This is a genomic window from Pedobacter agri PB92, assembly GCF_000258495.1.
Classification (GTDB): domain Bacteria; phylum Bacteroidota; class Bacteroidia; order Sphingobacteriales; family Sphingobacteriaceae; genus Pedobacter; species Pedobacter agri.
The window spans coordinates 26,244-50,128 of record NZ_AJLG01000009.1 but is presented as its reverse complement, the minus strand read 5'-3'; the positions used below and the strand labels follow the sequence as shown (position 1 = coordinate 50,128).

General features: G+C 37.1%; 19 protein-coding genes. 4 read left to right on the top strand and 15 right to left on the bottom strand.

Translation table 11 applies throughout. The annotated features are described in order from the left end of the window. From ON09_RS02560 to ubiE, 10 genes are all read right to left on the bottom strand, one after another. On the bottom strand, positions 1-2,117 hold a 2,117-nt coding region (locus ON09_RS02560), incomplete at its 3' end, for a BamA/OMP85 family outer membrane protein (protein ID WP_039841758.1). Between the two features lie 152 nt (positions 2,118-2,269). Continuing rightward, complete coding sequence (locus ON09_RS02555; RefSeq protein WP_010599493.1) at positions 2,270-3,010, bottom strand: isoprenyl transferase; 741 nt, start codon at positions 3,008-3,010, stop codon at positions 2,270-2,272. A gap of 19 nt (positions 3,011-3,029) precedes the next feature. Continuing rightward, a complete protein-coding gene (gene porG / locus ON09_RS02550; RefSeq protein WP_010599492.1) occupies positions 3,030-3,827 on the bottom strand; it encodes a type IX secretion system protein PorG in 798 nt (265 codons plus the stop codon). A 2-nt stretch (positions 3,828-3,829) separates the two neighbouring features. Then, positions 3,830-4,711, bottom strand: coding sequence for an NAD kinase (locus ON09_RS02545; RefSeq protein ID WP_010599491.1), 882 nt, complete (start codon positions 4,709-4,711; stop codon positions 3,830-3,832). 9 nt (positions 4,712-4,720) lie between these two features. Further along, entirely contained in the window at positions 4,721-5,383 is a 663-nt protein-coding gene (locus tag ON09_RS02540; RefSeq protein ID WP_010599490.1) for a CBS domain-containing protein, read from the bottom strand. Further along, a complete protein-coding gene (locus ON09_RS02535; protein ID WP_010599489.1) occupies positions 5,383-6,147 on the bottom strand; it encodes an alpha/beta fold hydrolase in 765 nt (254 codons plus the stop codon). The genes ON09_RS02540 and ON09_RS02535 overlap by 1 nt, the downstream gene beginning before the upstream one ends. A 191-nt stretch (positions 6,148-6,338) precedes the next feature. Then, positions 6,339-6,779: a GatB/YqeY domain-containing protein gene (locus ON09_RS02530; protein ID WP_010599488.1), complete on the bottom strand. Its 441-nt coding sequence runs from the start codon at positions 6,777-6,779 to the stop codon at positions 6,339-6,341. A gap of 80 nt (positions 6,780-6,859) precedes the next feature. Beyond that, positions 6,860-7,618 carry an SDR family oxidoreductase gene (locus ON09_RS02525; RefSeq protein WP_010599487.1) on the bottom strand — a complete coding sequence of 253 codons (759 nt, stop codon included), beginning with the start codon at positions 7,616-7,618 and terminating at the stop codon, positions 6,860-6,862. A 92-nt stretch (positions 7,619-7,710) separates the two neighbouring features. After that, positions 7,711-8,508, bottom strand: a complete 798-nt coding sequence (porT, locus tag ON09_RS02520; RefSeq protein ID WP_010599486.1) for a type IX secretion/gliding motility protein PorT/SprT — start codon at positions 8,506-8,508, stop codon at positions 7,711-7,713. Continuing rightward, a complete protein-coding gene (ubiE, locus tag ON09_RS02515) occupies positions 8,505-9,236 on the bottom strand; it encodes a bifunctional demethylmenaquinone methyltransferase/2-methoxy-6-polyprenyl-1,4-benzoquinol methylase UbiE (RefSeq protein ID WP_010599485.1) in 732 nt (243 codons plus the stop codon). Before ubiE ends, porT begins: the two co-directional genes overlap by 4 nt. Before the next feature lie 169 nt (positions 9,237-9,405). On the opposite strand from ubiE, the gene yihA reads away from it, so the two are divergent. From yihA to eno, 4 genes are all read left to right on the top strand, one after another. Then, positions 9,406-10,029 carry a ribosome biogenesis GTP-binding protein YihA/YsxC gene (gene yihA / locus ON09_RS02510; RefSeq protein ID WP_010599484.1) on the top strand — a complete coding sequence of 208 codons (624 nt, stop codon included), beginning with the start codon at positions 9,406-9,408 and terminating at the stop codon, positions 10,027-10,029. Between the two features lie 234 nt (positions 10,030-10,263). Continuing rightward, on the top strand, positions 10,264-11,121 hold the full coding sequence (locus tag ON09_RS02505) for a UbiA-like polyprenyltransferase (protein WP_010599483.1): 858 nt from the start codon (positions 10,264-10,266) through the stop codon (positions 11,119-11,121). Positions 11,122-11,275: 154 nt separating this feature from the next. Next, on the top strand, positions 11,276-12,982 hold the full coding sequence (locus tag ON09_RS02500; RefSeq protein WP_010599482.1) for a M3 family oligoendopeptidase: 1,707 nt from the start codon (positions 11,276-11,278) through the stop codon (positions 12,980-12,982). Positions 12,983-13,364: 382 nt separating this feature from the next. Further along, the gene (gene eno / locus ON09_RS02490) at positions 13,365-14,771 is read left to right on the top strand and encodes a phosphopyruvate hydratase (RefSeq protein ID WP_010599480.1); all 1,407 of its coding nucleotides are present in this window, start codon (positions 13,365-13,367) and stop codon (positions 14,769-14,771) included. A gap of 63 nt (positions 14,772-14,834) precedes the next feature. Here the strand turns inward: eno and ON09_RS02485 are convergent, their stop codons facing one another. The 5 genes from ON09_RS02485 to ON09_RS02465 all read right to left on the bottom strand — a co-directional run bounded on the left by ON09_RS02485 (position 14,835) and on the right by ON09_RS02465 (position 23,706). Next, entirely contained in the window at positions 14,835-17,009 is a 2,175-nt protein-coding gene (locus ON09_RS02485) for an alpha-N-acetylglucosaminidase (RefSeq protein WP_010599479.1), read from the bottom strand. A 94-nt stretch (positions 17,010-17,103) separates the two neighbouring features. Further along, the gene (locus ON09_RS02480) at positions 17,104-18,687 is read right to left on the bottom strand and encodes a discoidin domain-containing protein (RefSeq protein WP_010599478.1); all 1,584 of its coding nucleotides are present in this window, start codon (positions 18,685-18,687) and stop codon (positions 17,104-17,106) included. A gap of 87 nt (positions 18,688-18,774) precedes the next feature. Next, complete coding sequence (locus ON09_RS02475; protein WP_010599477.1) at positions 18,775-20,421, bottom strand: RagB/SusD family nutrient uptake outer membrane protein; 1,647 nt, start codon at positions 20,419-20,421, stop codon at positions 18,775-18,777. 18 nt (positions 20,422-20,439) lie between these two features. Then, positions 20,440-20,778 (bottom strand): TonB-dependent receptor, encoded by a 339-nt coding sequence (locus tag ON09_RS26560; RefSeq protein ID WP_010599476.1) that lies wholly within the window; start codon positions 20,776-20,778, stop codon positions 20,440-20,442. A gap of 48 nt (positions 20,779-20,826) precedes the next feature. Continuing rightward, positions 20,827-23,706, bottom strand: coding sequence for a TonB-dependent receptor (locus tag ON09_RS02465; RefSeq protein ID WP_029204063.1), 2,880 nt, complete (start codon positions 23,704-23,706; stop codon positions 20,827-20,829). Positions 23,707-23,885: the final 179 nt, after the last annotated feature.

Genomic DNA, 23,885 nt, shown 5'->3' with positions numbered 1-23,885 from the left:
AAACGCTCAAATGCTGACTGACCTACTGCTTTATTATACTGACCTAAGAAACCAAACTGTGCCTGTGCTTTAATTACAAAGTTACCTGCTACACGTTGGTACCACTGTGAATCAAATTTCCATTTATGATATTCTGTAAAACGATATTTCTCCTTATCAGGTGCTGTTGCATAGTTCGTTTTATTGAATAATGAATAAGGTGGCGTGGCCTGAACAGTGAAACGAATGAATGAACCTGATTTAGGGAAAATAGGCGAATCCCTTGAATCGCGGCTAATCTCCTGAGATAAGTTTAAGTTGTACGATGTACCCGTATTAAATAAATAACCTTGATAATTATTTAGAATGTATTGTTGTAAGTTAACAGCATGGCTCAACTGGAAATAGTTATCTGGCCAGTTTAACCTTCTACCTAAACTTACGGTAACACCATTCAAACGAATTTTCATTAAATCTGAATCGTTTGTTGCTGCATTTGATTGCAATGAAGTAAAAGCACTTACACCAAAACTTACTGGTTTCTCGCCACCAAACCATGGTTGAGAGAAAGAGAAACTGTATGATTGATAATATTTACCGTTCGTTTGTCCACGTAAACTTAATTTTTGTCCATCACCTTTTGGAAGTGGTTTGTAGGCTTTTAAGTTAAATAAGTTTTTTAACGAGAAGTTATTAAACGTTAAGCCCAAAGTACCGATAATACGGCCACCACCAAAACCACCTGATAACTCAATCTGATCTGAAGGTTTTTCTTCAACCGCATATTCGATATCAACCGTACCATCTGCCGGATTAGGACGAGGTGTAGGAACGGTTTTAGATTCGTCAAAGTTACCTAACTGACCAATCTCACGAATGGTACGGATTAAATCACTTTTATTGAATTTTTGTCCTGGTTTTGTACGAATCTCACGTAAAACCACTTTATCATTGGTAATGGTATTTCCTTTTAATGTAATCCTGTTATTGGTGTATTGCGGGCCTTCATACATACGCATTTCTACATCAACTGTATCACCATATATTTTGGTTTGAACCGGATCGATATTAAAAGTTAAATAACCATTATCCGTATACATACTGTTGATGTCTCCACCATTTTCACCACCACCATTTAGCTTTTTATTTAGCTTTTCTTCACTAAATACATCGCCTTTCTCAATAGTCAATACCTTATTTAAAATACTGTCAGGGTAAATCGCATTACCTGCCCAGGTAATATTTCCGAAGTAATATTTCTTTCCTTCGTAAAGATCCATTCTGATATTAACTCTTTTTTTATTGTGTTGATAGATGGTATCTTTCAAAAGCTCAGCATCACGGTAACCCTTCTCATGCATTTTAGCTACCATTTTCACTTTATTCTCTTCATACTTTTCTTTAGAGAACTTTCCTGAACCCCAAAAGCGCCACCACGCAAACTGTTTTGGATTTTTCAAATACTTTCTCAGTTTGGCCGCTTTGAAATCTTTATTGCCTGTAAAATCGATATGCTGAACTTTAACACGTCCGCCTTTATCAATATTTGCTTCCAAAACAACACTATTCTCTGCATTTGGATCTTTACGGGTACTATAATTAATCGTGGTAAAGAAATAACCTTTATCCAACATGTACTTCTTTACAATGGCAGAGGTGGTATTGTATAGGTTATCATTTACGATTTTACCGGTTTTATCATTTAACTTTTCCTGAATAGCTGTTTTTTGTGATTTACTGATTCCCTTTAAATCAATTGAGCTTAAGCGAGGGCGCTCTATCACTTCAATTTCGAAATACACTGAATCCTGAACAAATTTTTCGATATTAATCTTAACATCATCAAACAATCCTTGTGCCCAAAGCGTTTTAATGGCATCAGAAGTAGCTTCACCAGGAAGAACAACTTTATCGCCTTTGGTTAATTTAGATAGGGTGATTAAAACATCTTTATCAAGATACTGGGTTCCGGTTACGGTTGTGCCACCAATGATATATTCTTTCGGACTAAAATAATCGAGATCTAAGCCTCCAACTTTTAAAGATGGGGTTGCTGGTGCCTTACCTGTAGGACGTATTTGAGCGAAGGCCGGAGCAGCTAAAACGAGTAGGATTAAAACTTGAAATATTCTTTTCATTAAAATAATTTGTTCAGTAATGGCCACGAAGGTAACAATGTTTTTTAAGCAAATTTTTGGTTTGCCATGTTTCCCTTTTGATGGTTACATTTATCGTATAAAAGTGGTGCTAAGTTAGTTTAAACGCTTGTTAAAAAGTGTTAAAAGAAAAATTAGTTCAATTGTTCACTAATTTTACCAAACCGGCGTTCGCGTTTTTGATAATCAACAATAGCCTCAAAAAGATCTTCTCTTCTGAAATCCGGCCATAATACATCAGTGAAATAAAACTCCGTATAAGCCATTTGCCAAAGCAAATAATTGCTGATTCGGTGTTCTCCACTGGTTCTGATCATTAATTCAGGGTCTGGAATATTTACAGTAGTAAGTTTGGATGAAAAAAGATCTTCATCAATATCATCTAACGTAATGGAATTGTCTTTTACTGCTGCCGCGATTTTTTTTGCTGCCTCCAAAATTTCCCATTTGGCACTGTAGCTTAAAGCTAAGGTTAGGGTACATTTCTCATTGTGAGCAGTTTTTGCCATAGCCTCTTTCAAGTCATCAATACATTCTTGTGGTAAAGATGCTATGTTACCAATCGCGTTTAGCTTAACATTATTTTTGTTCAGGGTTTCGGTTTCCCGGTTAATGGTCGAGATCAAAATCTGCATCAACGCATCTACTTCTTCTTTAGGCCTGTTCCAGTTTTCTGTTGAAAACGCATACAGTGTGAGGTATTCAATACCCACCTCTACGCAACCTTCTACAATATCTTTCACTGAAAGTACACCCTGTTCATGCCCGAAAACACGTACTTTGCCCTGGCCTTTTGCCCATCTTCCGTTACCATCCATGATCACGGCAATGTGCTTTGGCAGGCGGCTATAGTCTATTTGTTCTTTAAAATCCATTAATTATGTCAAAATCAGCTTAAAACGAGTAGCATTTTGAGGATACAAAGGTAAAAGATATGCCAACACTAACAAATAGATAAGTGTCCCTTTTTCTAAAATCTCCTCTTTGTGTACCAGGTACACCAATCTGACCGATAGATGGATCGGATAAATTTATGGAAGGATTGCCAACAACTACGTGTCTTTCCAGGCCAGGATATCGTCCACTCACATCGTCGATATAATCAGTTAGCGGTGTTCGGTAGCCTAATTCGGTAAATACACTCCAGGTATCTTTATAATTGTAGCGCAAACCGACGCCGTATGGAATAGTTAAAACAGCATTTTTATATCCCTCCTCTTGCCCCTCAGTAGCTAACCGATCGAGCCGATAGGTTTCTCCATCGTATTTAAACTTAGGTTTAAATGCTACAAATCCTGCCCCTGTAAAAAGGTAGGGCGTAAACTGACGCGTACCACCACCAAGCTTAAAATTAAAAAAATTGAAATCAACCAGGGCACTTATTTCATTTAGAGAAGTATTAAAACTTAAATTGCGATCTCTGAACTGGGCATTGTTTGATTCAGAATCTTTGGCCTGAATTTGGCCATAAGTATAGTTTAAACGAACACCTAAATATTGATTAAAATTTCTTTTAGCATACAAACCACCCGATAATCCACTAATTTGCAAAGGGTTGTTTTGATTTAAATCGCCCATATAGCCTGCTCCTCCACCCATAAGGCCGATTTCCCAATTACCTTCCTGAGCATGAACAACCTGCTCGGAAATCGTAAAAAAAGAGATGATTAACAGGAATTTGTTTAGCGTCATACTTAGTAGTTACGGGTATCAATTCCCCATAATAATTTATTCCTTAACGTGTTTAAATAAGTTTCATTGTTAAGTCGAATAAGATTTATACGAAAGTCGGCTTTTTTTATTGATATTTTAACTGATCTTTCTACCGTAACGGTTCTGCTATCGCATGATACCAGAAACTTTGATTCCCTGGCTTCAACTTCGAACGATAATTTATTATCATCCGGCACTACTACCGGACGTACATTTAGATTATGCGGTGCAATTGGGGTAACTACAAAATTTTCAGAATCCGGATAAATAATCGGACCGCCGCAGCTTAATGAGTAAGCAGTTGAACCGGTTGGCGTAGCGATAATCAAACCATCTGCCCAGTACGAATTGATAAATTCATCATTCATTGAAGCATGAATAATCATCATTGCCGAATTATCACGTCTGTGAATGGTAATGTCGTTTAATGCGAAATTTTCTTCGCCAAACAAACCATTATCCGATTCTAGCACTAAAAGCGATCTCGTATCTAAAGTATATTCTTCATTAATCAGCGCATTTAGTGCCGATTCTATTTCATTTTTATTGATACTAGCCAAAAAACCTAATCGGCCAAAATTAATTCCAATAACCGGAATATTGGAATTGCGGATTAATGAAAGTGTATCCAGTAATGTTCCATCACCCCCTAAACTTAATAAAACATCCGCATTTTCTTTCAGTTCTTTATGGTTGTGAAAAATAATGGTATTGGAAGGCAGTTTTATTTTACCGTGAAGAGATGTTTTAAATTTCGAATATAAAACGGGCTGAATCTGGTGTGCTGCCAAATGATCAAAAACCTCCTGTACGTAAGGCAAAACCGTATCGTTAAAATCTCTTCCGTAAATTGCAATCCTCATAAAGTAGCCTTATACATTTAAATAGTTCATGAAGGAATCATATCGTTCTTGAGAACCATCATCAATTTGGGTATTGTTATAAACTTCTTTCACCAGATAATCATATCGTTCAAAAGAAGCAACAAGTGAAGTAATTTCTGTTTTATTTACTTTCAACGTTACCTCCATCCGGGTAGAATCGTTAAAAGAATTAACATAGGAAGATAAAATCTGAGCATTATCTGCTTCTACGATTTGTGAAATATGCGCCAGAGAATTATCGCGGTTGCTAATTTCCAGCACAATAATACCTCCTGGCTCATTTACCGCGTACTGCGCTGCAACGGCATCTACCATGTTGTTTATCGATACTAAACCAACATAGTTTTTCTGCTGATCGAGCACCGGTACAGCGGTAAGCTTAAGCTGACTCATTAAACGAATTACATCATAAGTATGTGCATCGCTTAAGGTAAAGGCATTTAGCATATTTACCGCAGGATCGGATAAGAGGATATCGTGATTATGAATGCTTTGCAAATCATCTTCCGACACAAGACCCAAAAAAGCAACCTCGTTTACAACAGGCAAATGCTTAAGTTTAAATTCGTTCATACGATCTAAAGCATTTTGCACAGTATCATCGGTTCTCAATGATGGGATAGCATTCGATATGATTTCTGCAGCAAACATTATTTTAGTAAAATTCTATCTAAAAACTTCTCCAGGTAAGCGTTAAATATCTCCGGATGCTCCATCATTGGCGCATGACCACATTGATCAACCCAGTTCAACTCAGAATTAGGCAACAGCTGATGAAATTCCTCTGCCACTTCCGGTGGTGTAACCTTATCGTTTTTACCCCAGATTAATGAAACCGGGATAGTAATTTTTGATAGTTCTTTTGCCATATTATGGCGAATGGCAGACTTAGCCATGGTTAAAATCCTGATGACACGCGATCGGTCATTTACTGTTTTAAACACATCATCCACAAGCGCTTTAGTTGCCGTTGCCGGATCGTAAAATGTAAATTCTACTTTTTCTTTGATGTAATCATAACTCTCTCTGCGAGGAAATGAGCCTCCGAAAGCATTTTCGTATAAACCAGAACTACCTGTCAACACCAAAGCCTTCACGAATTCCTGATGGGCAACGGTAAAAACCAAACCAACATGACCGCCCAAAGAATTACCAACCAAAACAACCTGATTTAATTTTTTAAACTTTAAAAAACGATGTAAATATCTGGATAAAGCTTTAACACCTAAAGTTAAAATTGGCAATTCGTAAATAGGTAAAATTGGGATAACAACATGATAACGATCTTTAAACTGTTCAATAACAAGCTCCCAGTTGCTTAATTCGCCCATTAGGCCGTGTAGCAATACCAGCGTCTGGCCTTTTCCAGCTTCGATGTATTTAAATCCGTCTTCTTCTATTATCTCGTAAGTCATATATATTCTAGATGGTATTGTGCACTAAGTTAGTAGAGTAAAATTAAATTTTCGCATTTCTATGCCATTTTTCTGAAATAAAACTGAAAACGGTATAAAAACCCTATTTAAATTATCTAAACGCAACATCGTGTATGAAGAAATTTATTTTAAGGTTCGATTTCCCTGTTAATTTTCAGCTTTCAACTCCATTAAGCAAGCTTTTCTTTTACAATCTCAGCAATTAATTTACCATCAGCTTTGCCTGCCAATTCCTTGTTGGCCAGGCCCATTACCTTACCCATATCTTTAACCGATGTAGCGCCAGATTGTTTGATTACCTGCTCAATAATCAATTCAACTTCAGCCCTATCTAACTGCTTAGGCAAAAACTGATTAATCACCGCAATTTCCTCTTCCTCTACCTGAAATAAATCTTCACGGTTTTGAGATTTATAAATATCTGCAGACTCGCGACGTTGTTTGATTAACTTCTGTAGGATTTTCAACTCAGTTTCTTCAGTGATTTCTTCTGAGGAACCTTTCTCGGTTTTAGCCAAAAGCAGCGCAGCTTTAATGGCTCTTAATCCTCTTAATTGTGCGTTATCTTTAGCCAACATGGCTTTCTTTATTTCCTGATCTATTTGTATCATTGGTTTTTCGTTTTTTGGATGTTTTGTCTTTTAGCTTTTAGTGATAGGTAAATGCCCACGCCACTATAAAAGCCAAACAACTATTTCCTATCTATAATCGTAGCTGTTGCCTGTACGGTTGGCATAATTAACATATCATTAATGTTTACGTGCTTTGGGCGGCTAACCACATACCAGATGGCATCAGCAATATCATCTGCAATTAATGGCTCCAGGTTTTCGTAAACCTTTTTTGCCCGCTCTTCATCACCTTTAAAACGCACAACAGAAAATTCCGTTTCTACCATTCCGGGATTAATTTCAGTAACTTTAATACCGTGAGGCAGAAGATCGATTCGCATGCCTTTACTCAGTGCATCAACCGCGTGTTTGCTTGCACAGTATACATTTCCGTTAGGATAAACCTCTTTACCTGCAATCGAGCCAATATTCACAATGTGACCCGATTTGTTTGGAATCATCCAGTTGGAAACAATTTTAGTTACATAAAGCAGCCCCTTTACATTGGTATCGATCATCGTATCCCAATCATCAGTGTTTCCTTTATCAATTGGATCCAATCCCTGGCTTAAACCCGCATTGTTTACCAAAACATCAATCTTTTTCCATTCTGCTGGTAAAACTTCCAGCGCAGCTGATAATTTTTCTTTATCACGAACATCAGTCAAAACCTGTTTAATTTCAACTGCATATTTATCTGCTAAGTGGTGCGACAATTTTGCAAGTCTGTCTTCGCGACGGGCAAGAAGAATGAGATGATAACCTTGTTGAGCAAAAGTATGTGCGCAAGCCTCGCCAATACCAGAAGTTGCGCCTGTAATTAATGCAATTTTAGCCATATATGAATAATTTAGCTTCAGTAAACCAAATAAGCTATAACAGCCTTTGATTTAGATAGGCAAGCAAAGGTAAGTTTTTTTGAATTGTACGGCTATTGAAAAATTAAACTGAACGTTAATTGACGTAATTTTAACTTATCAATCGGATTTGCATAAACGGTATTATCATGCTGAAGGAGGTCATTGGTAGAATACGCCAGCTTGATTTCAGGCGACATTTTAAAATATTCGAAAAATAAGTCAAATCCGATTCCGGTTTCGTAAGAAAGGTAATTCCGTCTGTTCTTTAAAAATTTATTTATCGGCGTTTCCCCTTCATCAAAGAATTTTTTCTTTGAAGCAATATCAATAGAATATTTTGCTCCACCTAACCAATAAGCCCGAAAATTATTCATTCTATTAGACTTAACTTTTAACCCTAAAGGGAATTCGAACATGGTGGCCTGAACCTTTTTGTCGATAACGCTTTGAAAATTTTTCACTTGACCGTTCCCCACCGTGATCGACTCCATCGGTAAATATTCATAAGTGACCACCCGATCACTAAAAATTAATGAAGGTGTAGCCCTGATATCAAAATTTTCAGCTATCCTCCTGTTCATCACGAAACCTAAACCAAAACCCTGCGAAGGTTTACTGGAAATGGAATTTAATGCACTGGTGACCGGCAAACCGGAATTCGAATCGTAAGAAACTTCTAACGAGTTTGGAACCTCATAAAAAGGTGAGCGCCAGTTATCTTTTTTAAGAATTTTATATTCTGCAGAGATATATTGAAAATTAAACCCGAAGCTCCAATCTTCATCATCTATCCCTCCTCCCCAGTTTTGGGCAAAAGTTAATGTTGACAAAGTACACAACGAAAGAATCAGGCTTATTTTTTTTATCATTTAGTACCGACGTATATTGAACTTATTCCAAACGTTAAAATTCTTTGTTTGGTACTTTTGAAACCAACTTTATCCATCAACCCCGTAAAATCCTTTCCATCAGGAAAAGCGGCAACCGATTCTGGTAAATAAGTGTAGGCCCGGGCATCTTTAGAAAAAAGTTTCCCGAAGAATGGGGTTACATATAAAAAGTAAAAGTTGTAAAGCTGTTTAACAGGAAAAACCCTTGGCTTCGAAAACTCCAGAATAACCATTTTGCCGCCAGGTTTCAATACGCGGTACATATCGACCAAACCTTTTTCAAGATTTTCGAAGTTACGAACACCGTAGGCACAGGTTATTGCATCAAAAGAATTGGTTTCAAAATGTAAGCCTTCTGAATCGCCTACCTGAGCGGTAAAAACTTCATTTAAACTACGTTCGTTAATTTTTTTCTTAGCTACTTCGAGCATTCCTTCAGAGATATCAACGCCGATTACTTTCTCCGGATGAAGTTTTTTAATTGCTTCGAAAGCAAAATCGCCGGTTCCGGTAGCCACATCAAGCAAATTCCTGGGTTGAATAGAAACAAGTTCTTTGATCGCCATTTTACGCCATAAAACATCTATCCCAAGAGAAAGAAAATGGTTTAGGAAATCGTAAGTACCTGAAATGTTATTAAACATCGTTGCAACCTGTTCTTTTTTGGTTGCGTCTTCTACTTGATATGGAGTGATATTCTGATTCATGATATGTGGCAAAGATAGGGAAAAAGTCGTGAGTCTTTCGCCTGGAGTCCGAAGTCAGCAGCATCAAAACGTGTTCGACAATTTAAACTTTACATTTCCACGAGAATATGCAATTTAGACGACCGACTTCCTTCTTCGCACTTCCGACTCAAAACCCTACCTTTGCAATATGGTTATCAAAACGGCAACATTTGTTTGCAGCAACACCCAGATTTCGGCATTACCGCCCCCAACTATGCCAGAGTATGCTTTTATTGGCCGCTCTAACGTTGGAAAATCTTCATTAATTAACATGTTGGTTAATCAGCATGGATTAGCAAAAACTTCTCAACGCCCTGGCAAAACACAATTGATTAATCATTTTTTAGTAAATGAAAAATGGTATATCGTCGATTTACCTGGTTATGGTTACGCCAAAGTTTCTAAAACAAGCAGAGAGAAATGGGAAAAGTTTATTCGGGCTTACATTACCAAAAGAGAAAGTTTGCAATGTGTTTTTGTGCTAATTGACAGCAGATTAGATCCGCAGCAGATAGATATTGAGTTTTGTTACTGGCTTGGAGAGAAACAAATTCCTTTTTCGCTGATTTTTACAAAAGCTGATAAACAAGGGATGACAACTACACAAAAAAACGTAGCCGCTTTTAAGAAAAAACTAGGTGAATTTTTTGAGGAAATTCCGGCTACATTTATTACATCAGCAGAAAAAGGAAATGGGAAAGATGATGTTTTAAATTTTATCACTGAAGTAAACCAAGATTTCGTTGTCCCAACAGATTATAAGAAATTTTAAATGTTTATTGGTTTTTTGGTCATTAGTTCATTGATCAATGCGTTATAGTTTGATAATACATGACTATTAGATCATTGCCTAAACTTGAAAGTGTATGATTTAGCTGCTAATAAAAATTAAATTTTAAGCATGATTTTTTGCCCTTGCAGCTATCATCCATGACCAATTAAACCATTAACCTAACTAACACAATTAACCAGTTAACCGATTTGTATAGTTAACCCTTTCTCATCAATGAAAAAATACTTTTCACTCGTATTATTCGCTCACTCAGTTTTTGCTTTGCCGTTTGCCATGATCGGATTTTTCCTGGGTGTAACCACTACTGAAAATCCCTTCTCCTGGTATAAGTTAATTTTGGTTCTACTATGTATGGTTTTCGCAAGAAATTCTGCCATGGCGTTTAACCGCTACCTTGATCGAAATATTGATGCAAAAAATCCACGTACAAAAATGCGTGATATTCCGGCTGGAAAAGTTTCGGCTAAAGAGGCATTGATATTTGTAATTGTTAACTGTGTACTTTTTTCTGTTGCCACCTATTTCATTAATCCGCTTTGTTTTTATTTATCGCCAGTAGCATTATTTGTTGTATTATTTTATAGCTATACCAAAAGATTTACGGCACTTTGCCACCTGGTTTTAGGTTTAGGATTATCACTAGCCCCTATTGGTGCCTACATTGCAGTCACCGGTCATTTTGCTTTGGTTCCGGTATTATATTCTTTAACCGTATTATTTTGGGTGAGTGGATTTGATATTATTTATGCCCTGCAAGATGAAGATTTCGACCGTGAGGAAAATTTACATTCTATCCCATCAACTCTTGGCATTAAAAATGCACTTCATGTGTCGGTTTTGCTCCATATTTTATCGGCAGCCTGCGTTATTTTACCAGTATTTTTCACCGAGTTTAGCTGGGTTTATTATGTCGGAATTGTATTTTTCTGCTCGATGCTGGTATATCAACACCTGCTTGTAAAACCAAACGATATTAGTAAAGTTAACAGAGCCTTTCAAACCTTAAATGGCTATGCATCGGTAGTATTTGCCATTTGCTTTTTGATTGATGCTTATATTAGAACGAAATAAATAACAGCATATGAATTAGGTTTGAATGAATAAATTGTGAAAGAGCGGATATTGTACCGAACGGTTCATTCACAAAATAACTAAATATAGATTTTAGATATTTTTAGATTATTCCTTCAATCACTCATGCTCGCATGCAACAAATAAAGAAACCATGATTATAGAAAAAAAGACCAGAAAATATATCCCTCATAACCTAACCATCACATGGGAAAGCCTTGAGCCACTGTTTAGCGAATTGCAAAGCCGCGAAATTAACAATGTGGATGAATTGGAACAATGGCTGAAAGATCGTTCTGAACTGGAAGCTGCCCTGGAAGAAGATTTCGCCTGGAGATATATCAAAATGAGCTGCGACACGGCGAATGAAGAATTGGTTAAAAACTTCCAGTATTTTGCTGAAGAAATTGAGCCAAAAATTTCCCCGCTATCAAACGAGCTGAATAAAAAATTCGTCGAAAGTCCATTTATGGATGATCTGGATAAAGAAAAGTTTTTCGTTTACAGCAGAGCGATTAAAAAGGCTTTGGAAATTTACCGTGAGGAAAATATTGAGCTATTTACACAATTGCAGGTGAAACAGCAAAAATACCAAAGTATCACTGGTGCCATGAGTGTGGAAATCAACGGACAGGAATATACACTTGAACAGGCATCAATATTTATTAAAGATTTAAATCGCGAAGTTCGAGAAAATGCCTGGAGAACTATTCAACAGCGTCGTTTGATTGATAAGGATGACTTAAACATTTTGTTTGATGAACTGATTAAATTACGGAATCAGGTAGCGCTAAATGCCGGTTTTGAAAACTACCGTGATTATATGTTCCAGGCTTTGGGTCGCTTTGATTATACGCCTCAGGATTGCTATGATTTTGCTAATGCCATCGAAAAGGAAATTGTTCCCATTTTAAAAGAACAAGCTGAAAAACGCCGTGAGGCTTTGGGTTTAGAAACTCTAAAGCCTTGGGATTTGGAAGTGAGTGTAAGCGGTAAACCAGCTTTAAAACCTTTCAATAATGGCGAAGAATTAATTGATAAAAGTATTGCTTGTTTTAATGCGATTGATGAAAAACTTGGGCTAAAGTTAGCTACAATGAAGGCGAATAATCTTTTCGACGTAGAAAGCCGGAAAGGAAAAGCGCCGGGTGGATATAATTATCCATTGGCAGAAACCGGAGCACCTTTCATATTTATGAATTCAGCCAATTCTCTTCGCGATTTAACAACCATGGTTCACGAAGGTGGTCATGCGATTCATACTTTTCTTACCGCCAATTTAGAATTAAATGATTTTAAGCATTGCCCGTCAGAGGTAGCTGAACTGGCTTCAATGAGTATGGAATTGATCTCAATGGATAATTGGGATGTCTATTTCGATAATGAAGAGGATTTAATTCGTGCAAAGAAAGAACAACTGGCCGATGTTTTAAAGACGTTACCTTGGGTTGCCGTAATCGATCAGTTTCAACATTGGATTTATACCAATCCGGACCATACCGCAGCAGACCGAGAAGAAACTTTTAAACAGATTTACAACCGTTTTGGAGCAGGCTTTGCCGACTGGACCGGATTGGAACAACAATTTGGCAATGTATGGCAAAAACAACTTCACTTATTTGAAGTGCCATTTTATTATATTGAATACGCCATCGCACAATTAGGTGCTATCGCGGTTTGGAAAAATTATAAAGAAAATCCTTCAAAGGCATTAGATCAATATTTAGCAGCACTATCATTAGGTTACACCAAACCAATGAATGAAATTTACGAAACGGCAGGAATCAAATTTGATTTTAGTGCAGATTACGTGAAAGAACTGGCCGAATTTGTAAAAGCAGAACTAGAGAAATTGAACTAACGGCCAATCGGGCTGCCTGACAATAACTTTTTAATCTAAGTCGTAGTTTACCAACTACGGCTTTTTTGTTGCCATTAACTTGCTACAATAAATATTCTCAGCAAAATCTGATTATGTTTAAAACCGATGCGACATAGCTAACTGAAAATCAGCAAAAATAGTTTTTGGCTAAGCTAATTTTTGATCAGATTAATATCGCCAATAAGTTCTTTAAATACTTTTTATGCAAAATTTTAGGATTCCAAAACGATAAAATTACGATCGTAACATTAACAGCTGAAACGCTTTATTTATTTAAAAAATATACTAACTTTGAAGTTAAGCTTAGTAATTGTACTTTGTACACTAAGCAGGTTAAAAAAATCAACAAAAATCAAATAAAATGAGCATAATTGTTAATGTCCATGCGAGACAAATCCTCGACTCGAGAGGAAATCCAACAATAGAAGTAGAAGTAGTAACCGAAGCAGGCGCTTTTGGTCGTGCAGCTGTACCAAGCGGTGCATCTACTGGTCAATATGAAGCCGTTGAACTGCGTGATGGTGATAAATCTACATATTTAGGTAAAGGCGTTTTAAAAGCGGTTGAAAATGTAAATACTAAAATTGCTACGGCATTAAGAGGTATCGATGTTTTTGAACAAAACGCAATTGATAAATTAATGTTGGAACTTGATGGTACTGAAAACAAAGGTAACTTAGGTGCTAATGCAATTTTAGGTGTTTCTTTAGCCGTTGCTAAAGCTGCTGCTGATGAAATCGGCCAGCCTTTATACCGTTATATTGGTGGTGTTAACGCGAATACTTTGCCAATTCCAATGATGAACATCATCAATGGTGGTTCTCACTCTGATGCGCCTATCGCATTCCAGGAGTTTATGATTATGCCAGTTGGTGCACCGTCTTTCTCTGAGGCTTTACGTTGGGGAACTGAAGTTTTCCATAGCTTAAAGAAAATTCTTCATGATAGAGGTTTATCTACTGCTGTGGGTGATGAAGGTGGCTTCGCTCCTACTTTTGATGGTACTGAAGATGCAATTGAAACAGTTTTAAAAGCAATTGAAACGGCTGGTTATAAACCAGGTTCTCAAATCTGTTTAGCTTTAGATTGTGCTTCATCTGAGTTTTACAAAGATGGTAAATACGATTATACTAAATTTGAAGGTGCTACTGGTGTAATTCGTTCTAGTGAAGAGCAAGCACAATATTTAGCTGACCTTTCTGCAAAATATCCAATTATTTCTATCGAAGATGGTATGGATGAAAACGACTGGACAGGCTGGAAAAGCTTAACTGATAAAGTTGGCGACCGTGTTCAATTGGTAGGTGATGATTTATTTGTAACTAACGTTACGCGTTTACAACGTGGTATCGATGAAGCTACTGCAAACTCAATCCTGGTAAAAGTAAACCAAATCGGTTCTTTAACTGAAACCATTAACGCGGTTACTTTAGCGCAAAATAGTGGCTATACTTCGGTAATGAGTCACCGTTCTGGCGAAACTGAAGATGTTACGATTGCAGATTTAGCAGTTGCATTAAACTGTGGTCAAATCAAAACTGGTTCAGCTTCACGTTCTGACAGGATTGCAAAATACAATCAATTATTACGTATTGAGGAAGAATTAGGCGAGAATGCTCGTTTCATCGGTTCTAAATTCAAATACGACGAAAAAATAATTTTCGATTTAATTTATAAAAAATGCCGCTTAAATAATTTAAGCGGCATTTTTTGTTTTATACTATTTCGTCGTTGCGAGGAACGAAGCAATCTTGTGAAGGTAAGATGAAGCTGTTGGTTAAAGAAAGGGATGATCAGACAAGTAAAATAAACACCCCAAATCATTATCTTCCTACTCCAATATGCTTCTCTGTATTGCCAATAATTTACTTTGATTTAATCTTTTGATTGGATATAGATTTGAATCTTTTGACCATTTAACTTCCATATCGTAGAAAGTACTGGCCGATGTGATCTTATCATTCAGGGCATCATCTATAAAAAGCTTCCAGCGGTTGTAATATAAAGATGATAATAAACCTCCCCATTCTTTGTGGGCATAATCTCTCAATGTCGTTTTTGGATTATTATCCGGACCCCAAAAAGTAATCTGCGCTTTTGCATTAAACAAGATATTCTTCGCATCCGGCAATCCTTTCCCTAATGCTACTGCTTGGTTTAACCATCTGTTTAAAGTGAAAAAATGATTATTGTTGAGCAAACTATCTTGCTGCAAAATCATGGTTAGAAAATGGTTACCTTTCTCTTTTATCGCATTTTTGTCTTTCGCCTGAATGGCATTAATCAATTCGTCGTAAGCTTGATCGCCTTTATCGGCCATTACTTGTCTTAAAAAATCCGTTTTATCCGTTTGGTAAGTTTCAGAATTTTTAAATTGTGTTTCAGCTTTGATAAACAGCGCAACAGCTTGTTTAAAAAGTTTAGTATCGTAATTGCGTTTACGTGTACCCCACGATGATACCGGATTAACTTTTAACGATGGTCTTGCACAATAAATACTTTCTGATGGGCCCTCCTGATAAACAATTTTACCTTTTTCATTTACCGGACTACTGTAAACCGTTTCTGTAAACACTTTCCAGGCATCAGCAACATCTTTGTTGTAGCTTCCGTATCTGTAAGTGGTATAATCTGTAATCCATTTATCAAGTGGTGGTTTTTCGTTTCGCCAGGCAATATCCAACATTAAATCGTATGCTACTGGATTATTATTTATTCCTTCGGGGATAATGCCTACGCCTTTTAGGTAATCTTTATACGGGCTTTGCTTAATTCTATAAACTTCATCTAAGAAACGTTGCAAACGACCATATAAGCCATTCTTTTCTCCAAAATTACTCACGTTAGACCAAATGAAATTTGTACCTCCATAACCTTTTCGCTGCTCCCAATTAGAAGTATTTTCACCGAAAAGTTCTATTATTAAAGTGTTTTCTTTTTTTAAACCAGCCAATAGTGCATCTGCCGGATTGTTTTGCCATCCCTGCAACACCCAGGTACTGTTTGGAAAGTTCTTCTGCATTACATCCTGAACGCTTTTCGCCACAGCAGTAATATCCACTCCGCCCTTTTTACCTCCTTCGTGAAAAGGTTCTCCACCGAAAAATTTGATATCACTTCCGTAAAGTTTTTTTAGTTCGCTATAATAAACATCAGCTACGGTATTAAACTTATCGTTCGTTGGAGCTAAAATAGCCGGACGAATAAACTCCGTGAACACCCAATTACCCTGGTCAATAATTTGTGCATCTTTTAGTGCGGCAACCTTTTTATTCAAATCATGTGGCACCATGCCATAAAAGCCTTGCAGAATCGGGTCAATTTCCAATTCTTTCATTCTGGAAAGCACCTTTTTCTGAATATTTGATTGCAGCTGCATCAATTGCAAACTGTTTGTTCCGCCCCATCCTTCTAAATTTCCCATCAACCACCAGGCTGTAAATGCCGGACCAGGAATAAATGCTTTTGCATCGGCATCTGTATAACCCAGTTTAATTAAAGTATTGTACCAAACGAGTTCAGTGCCCATTGGCGCCAGCATTATATTTACGCCGTTTAACGCCATCCAATCTAATTCTTTCTCCCAATCTTCCCATCTGTAAAAACTAAACGAATAATTAATGGTGCAATAATTTAAGGCATAACGGTATTTAAAAGGAGAGCTAATTTTTACCTTATCTTTAATGACCGGCAATTTTGATACCGGCGAAAGATTATTTCCCAAATGAGATAAACTTTTATTGCAATAGTATTTTAAGTACCAGCCCAATCCTTGTGCAGCAGCATTTGCATTTGTTGCAGCTATGAAAACTTCTTTCCCGTCAGAACTGAGTTCAAAAACATCTTTTTCACTGGAAAAAAGTTTAGATAGTTTTAGGGATTTTGCTAACCAAGGCACTCTTCGCTCTGCGATAGACTTAACCGAGTTGAAATCTTGAGCCTTAATAGTGGAAGAGCCAATGAGCAATAGGATTGCAAATAATAATCTTCTTTTATAAATAATCATGTGTATAGAAAAGTTGAACTGTAAAATACTTTTGAAGTAGTTTTAAGAAAGGAGCACAAAAAATAATGACGCTCCTTTCTATGTTAAGCGACTATTAGTACAAATTAACTTCCGACAAGGAAGCGAATTTCTCACCCAAATAATCATTTAACGAAACAATTTTTATATAATTAAAAGTTTTAGCACCATTAAATGAAAAGTATTGAACACCATTTAACGCCATTGTTCCGTTGTATACAGTAGTCCAATTGGTTCCATCATTACTGGTTTCAATTCTAAAATCTTTAATTTTGCCCGCACCTGCCTGCGTATCTTGCCGAGTATTAATAGACAAGCCATTAGCTGTCACCGCTGAAGCTCCCGTTTTTATTGTGATAAAATGCGGATGAGGCTGAGCATTATCCCACGAGGTATGCCAATAGGTATTTGCATTGCCATCCAAAACATTGGTTGCAACAAAACTTCCCTGAGCTGTAGAAAAGCCACTGATGGTCCAACCTGTTCTAGCCAGAAGTGTGCGGTCTCCAAAATCAATTACAGGAATATTATCAGCAAATTTATAAGCATAACTTGTACTCGTATTTGTGCCGTTTTCATGATGAAAAAAGATTTGCAAGGTATAATTACTATTGCCTTTTTTTATGAATTCTGATACCGGCATTTTTAAACTGAACGAATTATCGGCACCAGGCTTGGTGGTAAAGGTAATGGAAGCATAACCATCAGGGTCAGAACTTTCAATATTTCTAAACGTGATGTGGCTGGCTGGGTTGCTAGATGTATATTTTCCTGAAACGATAATTTCGCCGTTTAAGTACTTGGCATCGATTTCGGTAACTTTAGAAGTTACGGCACCATAAAATGTTTTCACTTCTTTGCTAAAAATCTGACAATTATTAAGTGTAGCCGCATCGAAGTAACTCAAAAACGTGGGCGATTTTCCATAAGTGTAATTACCAGACCCCATTAATGTCATCCCGAAAGCTGGATTTGCAGCTTGAGATGCGCTAGGTCCGTTATGCGGCAAGTTAATTCCGTGGCCTAACTCGTGCAACATACCGCCAATGTAAACAGTAGCCTTGTCTCCAACACTGCCTGGTTTTCCTAAGTTTTCATATTTTAACCCTGGAAAATCTACGGCATAACACCAACGCCCTACTCCATAATAAGGTATTGCATGTGTATCGGTTTCGCCTTCATCATACTTTTTATTTGATGCCGTTAGCACCAGGTAATGTTCACTTTTTAACTCTTGTGGGTTTTGTTGGAAATAGGCTTTAACCAAAGTTTCAATTGCAGGATAATTTGCATAGGCATCACTATTTAGAGGAGCTTTAATTAAGTGAATTTTTACACGTGTGTTTTCTGCATTTTTTAATAACCCAAAAGATTTTTCGCCAAAGCCCCAGCTTTTCATCCCATTTGATATAAACTTTTGGCCTTCAATTAAAATTTTGCTAATCCTCTCCTCATAATCAGCGTTAGCTATTGCATTGTTTGGCACAAAATATACCACATTTAAGTTATAGGCATAATCAGATTTGTAGACAATATTACCAGTAACGGGAGGCGAAACCGGAGGAATAATCGGATTATCGTCACCTGTGCCTTTTTTACAGGCGAAAGTGGTTAATATAATGATGATGACTATATAGAATAGGTTATAATTTCTTTTCATAACGATGAATTAAAAATTAGTAAATCTTTAAAAAAGGGCCGTTTCAATGATAAAAACGGCCCCAATGGCATGAATTTGTTTTGAATATTACCAACCTGGTGTTTGCGTGAAACCCGGATTTTTACCAACCAGTTTATCTATTTCAGATTGTGGAACAGGCATTAGGTAATGTTTCGAAGCATCGAACACTCTGTTTTGCGATTGAAAGTACGTAAAGGTCGTATCTGTAGCACCGGCAATCGTATAGTTGACGCCGAATACTGGCTTATTATCAACAATCTCTGCTATTTTCCAGCGTCTCACATCCCAAAAACGATGACCTTCAAACACCAATTCAATTCTTCTTTCATGTCTGATAACTTCTCTCATTTGCGCTTGCGATAAACCAGCTGGAATGTTAGGCATTCCTGCTCTGGTTCTGATGGCATTGATGGCATTGTACACATTCAAATCAGCACCAACAGCTTCATTTTGTGCTTCGGCATAATTCAGGTATAATTCTGCCAATCTGAATAATGAAAATGATTTGTTTGAACCACCAGCACCAGTTGACAATGTTAAACCTTCTGTCATATACTTCCTCCACCAGTAATTAGTTCCTGGTTCTGCTGCGTTATCTTTATCGTTACTGTAAATGTTGATGGTACGGTTTTTCCATCTTGCACCTGGATGTAAAATTGTGGCGTAAAACCTAGGGTCTCTATCCTTATAAGGGTGTTTTGGATCCCAACCAGAACCGGCAGCTTTAATTGGCACACCTGTTTTCATTTCATAATCATCAACCAAATCTTGTATCGGACCGCTATTAGTCCAGCCACTATAACCTAATGGTTGCATTACCTGGTCAATACCTGAACTGCCGGTACCAGTTCCCATATTTCTTCCCCATATAATTTCGTTATTGGCATAGCTTAGAAATACATCTGCATATTTAGGTAGCAAGGCATATCCGTTTGCTAAGGCCATATCTAATGCTTGTTTAGAAACTGTCGCTGCATTTTGCCATCTGCCCAACTCATTATTAGGATTTGATAACTTACTTGCGTAATACAAATTAAGTCTTGATTTAATAGCCATGCAAATTGTTTTGGTGGCTCTACCCCATAAACCATTGCTGCTATGTTTTTCTGGTAAAAGCGTCATGGCTTCATCCAGGTCTTTTGTTATTGTGGCAACAACTACAGGCAAATCACTTCGCTCTAAAAAAACACCATCACCATCAGTAGCCGGGGCCAATGGAGCGGTCATCAAAGGAATTTTACCCCATCCGCGATATAACATAAAATGATAATAGCCTCTTAACATTAAAGCCTCGCCTTTTAATCGGGTACGCCTTGATGGGTCGTTTGGATCTTCAGGTACTAAATCATAGTTAGCCAAAAAGGTATTGATGGAGCGTATTTTCTCGTAAGCGCTATTCCAATCTAAACTCAATGGAGAAAAGTTACTCGGATTCCAGGAGCCCGTGTTAAACAGGATGGCTCCGTTAGACCATCTTTGTTTCGATTCATCTGTCATGGCCGAGGTTACATAAGAAGTACCTGTACCATAATTCCATGAGCCTATATAGGTATAAAAGTTATTTACAAAAAGCTCCGTATTGGTGATGTTTCCAAAAACTTCCTTTTCACTGATGTAATCACTAGGTACCTGATCTAAGAAGCTTTTTTTGCAAGATGAAAATAGCACAGCAAATAGAACTGTAGTTACTATGCAGAATTTAATTTTTTTCATTTGATAAAGTATTAATGATTAAAATGACATCGATAAACCTAAATTGTAAATTTTCTGGGTTGGATAAATTGCTGTTCCATTCGCTACCTGCTCTGGGTCAAAATCATCATAAGGCAACTTATCCCAGGTAAATAGGTTTAAGCCGGAGAAGAAAACCCTTAAATTGTTGATTTTAATTCTGCTTAATAATGTTTTAGGCAGATTATAACCTAGTTCAATGTTTTTCAGTTTTAAATAATCAGATGAATAAATAAAGAAAGAGTTAATCTGACTGTTGTTCAGTCCACCTGCTAATGAGTAATGTACTAATGGATAGGTGGCAGTCGCCGCGGTTTCTGGTGTCCAGATATCTGCCAATCGGTTAGGTCCTAGATAAGGTACATAGGTTTTTCCACCTAACGTTCCCTAGAACAATACACTAAAATCAATGCCTTTGTATGATGCTCCAAGTGATACCCCAAAAACATTCGTAGGGAAATTTACGATTTGAAGTGCTACACGGTCATTTTCGTTAATGATACCATCATTATTCATATCTGTATAGCGGATATCTCCTGGTTTTACGGCTCCGGCGAATGTTTGCTTAGGCGCACCGTTTATTTCCGCCTGATTATTGAATAATCCGGTTGCGACATAACCCAACTGGTAACCAACAGGTAAATTGGTTAACGATTGATATGGATAGGCAAGATTTGGTTCATCTCTTTCAACAATTTTATTTTTGTTATAAGTCCAGTTAACATATCCGAACAAATTAAGCTTATCGATATTGGTATTGAAATTTAACGAACCTTCAAAACCTTTGTTAATTACCCTACCTACATTTACGCGTGGAGGATTATTAATTCCTAGATAAGATGGTATGGTTAAAGGAACCGACAATATATTTGTCCTGTCATCTCTAAAAACATCAAACTCAAATTTTAAATGACTATCAAAAAAACCCGATTCTAAACCAAAGTTGATTTTTTGAGCACGCTCCCATGTAATGTTCGGATTACCAATTCTTGAAGATATGTATCCGCCTGGATTAGCAGGTGTCGTACCAAAATCAAAACCCCCACTGCGGGCATAATCACTAATGAATAACCATCTATCTACAACAGAATTAATGTCGGAGCTGTATTTATCGTTACCCACATAACCAAATGATCCTCTTAATTTTAATAAGTTAACCGTTTTCGATTTGTACCATGGCTCTGCTGAAATTAACCAACCAGCAGATACTGCCGGGAAAACGCCAAATCTGTTTCCTTTAGGGAAATTTTCTGAACCGTTATAACCAATGTTAAATTCGCCGAAATATTTAGAGTCGTAATTATACGCTACTCTGCCTACATAACCTTCGTATACTGAAGGTAATGCGTTTGAACGGGAGTTGTAATTTCTGTTAAATAACAACAAGCCCGTAAAGTTATTTTTTCCAAAATCGCGGTTATAATTTAACTGTGCATTATAAGTAAAATAACGTGTTGAAGCAGTACCATAAGCACGTGATAACGATGAAGCCTCGCTGAAACGCGTGTAGGTTTCGGCGCCACTTACCGGATCTTTGCGATATCTAAAGGAATCAAATTGTTGGTACTGTGCATAATTACTTTCAGCATAGTTTTCAAAAGAGTACAATGCTTTTATGCTCAAGCCCTTTGTGATGAAATCCAATTTATGGCTTGCCTCAATAGTTCCGTTTGTGCTATTGAAGTAATTGTCATAATAACCACTTTCTTTTAGCGCACCTAATGGATTTCTAATATCAGATGCAGTTATTCTACCTGCAGCATAAGTACCGTTCGGATTATACACAGGCGTAACATAGTTAGGAATAAGATTTACCCAGTTGAAAATAGTTGCATAACCTGGACCAGGGCCAGTTCTGTTTTCTAAACGAGAGGCTAAGTCTACCCGAAGATTAAGCATTTCGGTAGCTTTGATGTCAATATTTGATCTGAAATTATAGCGATCGTATTTCTGTTTTACTCCATACTTATTATCGTTCGCATCTTTAAATAAGGTTCCTTGATTTAAATAACCTAACGAGGCGAAATACTTCACGTTTTCATTACCGCCGCTTATATTGGTATTATACTGTTGTTGAGGCGTATATTTCTCAAAAATTACATCGTTCCAATCTACATCCGGATAGGTATATGGATCGTTTTGATTTCCGAAGAGCTCAATCTCTTTGGCTGTCCAGATTGGATTTAAACCGTCATTTTGAGCGCCTATATTATCTAAAGTAGCCCGCTGAACACTATTAAATTTTTCAGGAAGACGTTGAGGAGTTTGTAAACCGTAGTTAGCATTGAAGCTGATATTCGTTTTACCCACATTTCCTCTTTTAGTAGTTACTAAGATTACCCCATTTGCACCTTGTATACCATAAAGTGAAGTTGCTGCAGCATCTTTTAAAATACTAATCGAAGCAACCTCGTTTACATCAATGTCACCAAAGTTGGCATCGCCTCTTGGCAAACCGTCTATTACAATAAGCGGTGATCTGTTTGCGCCGTAAGTTCCAATACCTCTGATATAAATTGTTGATGCATCAGCACCTGGAATGCCCGAAGATTGAATGCTGGTTAAACCTGGTAAACGGCCAGCCAATGCATTACTCAAGTTAGCAACCGGACTTTGTTTAAGTTCTCTCGTTTGAATAGTGGAAATAGATGCCGTAACACTTACTTTTTTCTGTGTTTGGCCATAAGCCGAAACTACAACTTCTTCCAAACTGCCTGATTCTGCAATTAATTGTATGAGCAGATCAGTTTTACCATTTACTTTCACCTCCTGGGTGACATAACTGATGAAAGATACCTGAAGAATAGCATCATCGCTTACATTTTTAATTGAAAATTTTCCATCATTATCGGTCACCACTGCCACGTTTGTGCCCTTTACCTTTACGGTGGCGCCAGGTAGGCCACTATTTGTCTCATCAATTACCTTCCCCTTAATATCTACAGCTGCAGCATTTGCAGTAGGAGAAGACGACACTTTATCTCGTACCACAATCGAATTCGTTTCAATTGAATAATTAAAGGGTTGGTTCAGAAAACATTTATTTAAGGCTTCCTGTAAGGTAACATCACGTAGATTGATATTAAAAATTTTAGCTTTTTTAATTTTTGCAGAATTGTATAATACATCATAGCCACTTTGGTCACCGATTGCAATGAGTGCTTTCTCAAGTGTTGTATTTTTTTCTGTTAAAGTTATTCGCTGTCCAAATGACGTTGCCCCTACAGATGTAAGAAAAGTGAACAAGAATATTGCAGTTAGCTTCATAGTTAACAAAATTTTGCCCTTCGCATAGGAATCCCTATACAATTTAAAATTGTTAAATTTCATATATTTGTTTTTGGTTAGTTGAGATGCTTACAGCACCAGTTTGAATAGTTGTTTGTTCTCATTTTTAACGAAGCCATTTAGCCGGAAGTGTTGGTAGCACTTTCGGTTTGCTTAAG

Bases quoted from the DNA above. Each gene is read 5' to 3' on its own strand.
- ON09_RS02555 (WP_010599493.1), bottom strand. From the start codon at position 3,010: ATGGATTTTAAAGAACAAATAGACTATAGCCGCCTGCCAAAGCACATT.
- porG (WP_010599492.1), bottom strand. From the start codon at position 3,827: ATGACGCTAAACAAATTCCTGTTAATCATCTCTTTTTTTACGATTTCC.
- ON09_RS02545 (WP_010599491.1), bottom strand. From the start codon at position 4,711: ATGAGGATTGCAATTTACGGAAGAGATTTTAACGATACGGTTTTGCCT.
- ON09_RS02540 (WP_010599490.1), bottom strand. From the start codon at position 5,383: ATGTTTGCTGCAGAAATCATATCGAATGCTATCCCATCATTGAGAACC.
- ON09_RS02535 (WP_010599489.1), bottom strand. From the start codon at position 6,147: ATGACTTACGAGATAATAGAAGAAGACGGATTTAAATACATCGAAGCT.
- ON09_RS02530 (WP_010599488.1), bottom strand. From the start codon at position 6,779: ATGATACAAATAGATCAGGAAATAAAGAAAGCCATGTTGGCTAAAGAT.
- ON09_RS02525 (WP_010599487.1), bottom strand. From the start codon at position 7,618: ATGGCTAAAATTGCATTAATTACAGGCGCAACTTCTGGTATTGGCGAG.
- porT (WP_010599486.1), bottom strand. From the start codon at position 8,508: ATGATAAAAAAAATAAGCCTGATTCTTTCGTTGTGTACTTTGTCAACA.
- ubiE (WP_010599485.1), bottom strand. From the start codon at position 9,236: ATGAATCAGAATATCACTCCATATCAAGTAGAAGACGCAACCAAAAAA.
- yihA (WP_010599484.1), top strand. From the start codon at position 9,406: ATGGTTATCAAAACGGCAACATTTGTTTGCAGCAACACCCAGATTTCG.
- ON09_RS02505 (WP_010599483.1), top strand. From the start codon at position 10,264: ATGAAAAAATACTTTTCACTCGTATTATTCGCTCACTCAGTTTTTGCT.
- ON09_RS02500 (WP_010599482.1), top strand. From the start codon at position 11,276: ATGATTATAGAAAAAAAGACCAGAAAATATATCCCTCATAACCTAACC.
- eno (WP_010599480.1), top strand. From the start codon at position 13,365: ATGAGCATAATTGTTAATGTCCATGCGAGACAAATCCTCGACTCGAGA.
- ON09_RS02485 (WP_010599479.1), bottom strand. From the start codon at position 17,009: ATGATTATTTATAAAAGAAGATTATTATTTGCAATCCTATTGCTCATT.
- ON09_RS02480 (WP_010599478.1), bottom strand. From the start codon at position 18,687: ATGAAAAGAAATTATAACCTATTCTATATAGTCATCATCATTATATTA.
- ON09_RS02475 (WP_010599477.1), bottom strand. From the start codon at position 20,421: ATGAAAAAAATTAAATTCTGCATAGTAACTACAGTTCTATTTGCTGTG.
- ON09_RS02465 (WP_029204063.1), bottom strand. From the start codon at position 23,706: ATGAAGCTAACTGCAATATTCTTGTTCACTTTTCTTACATCTGTAGGG.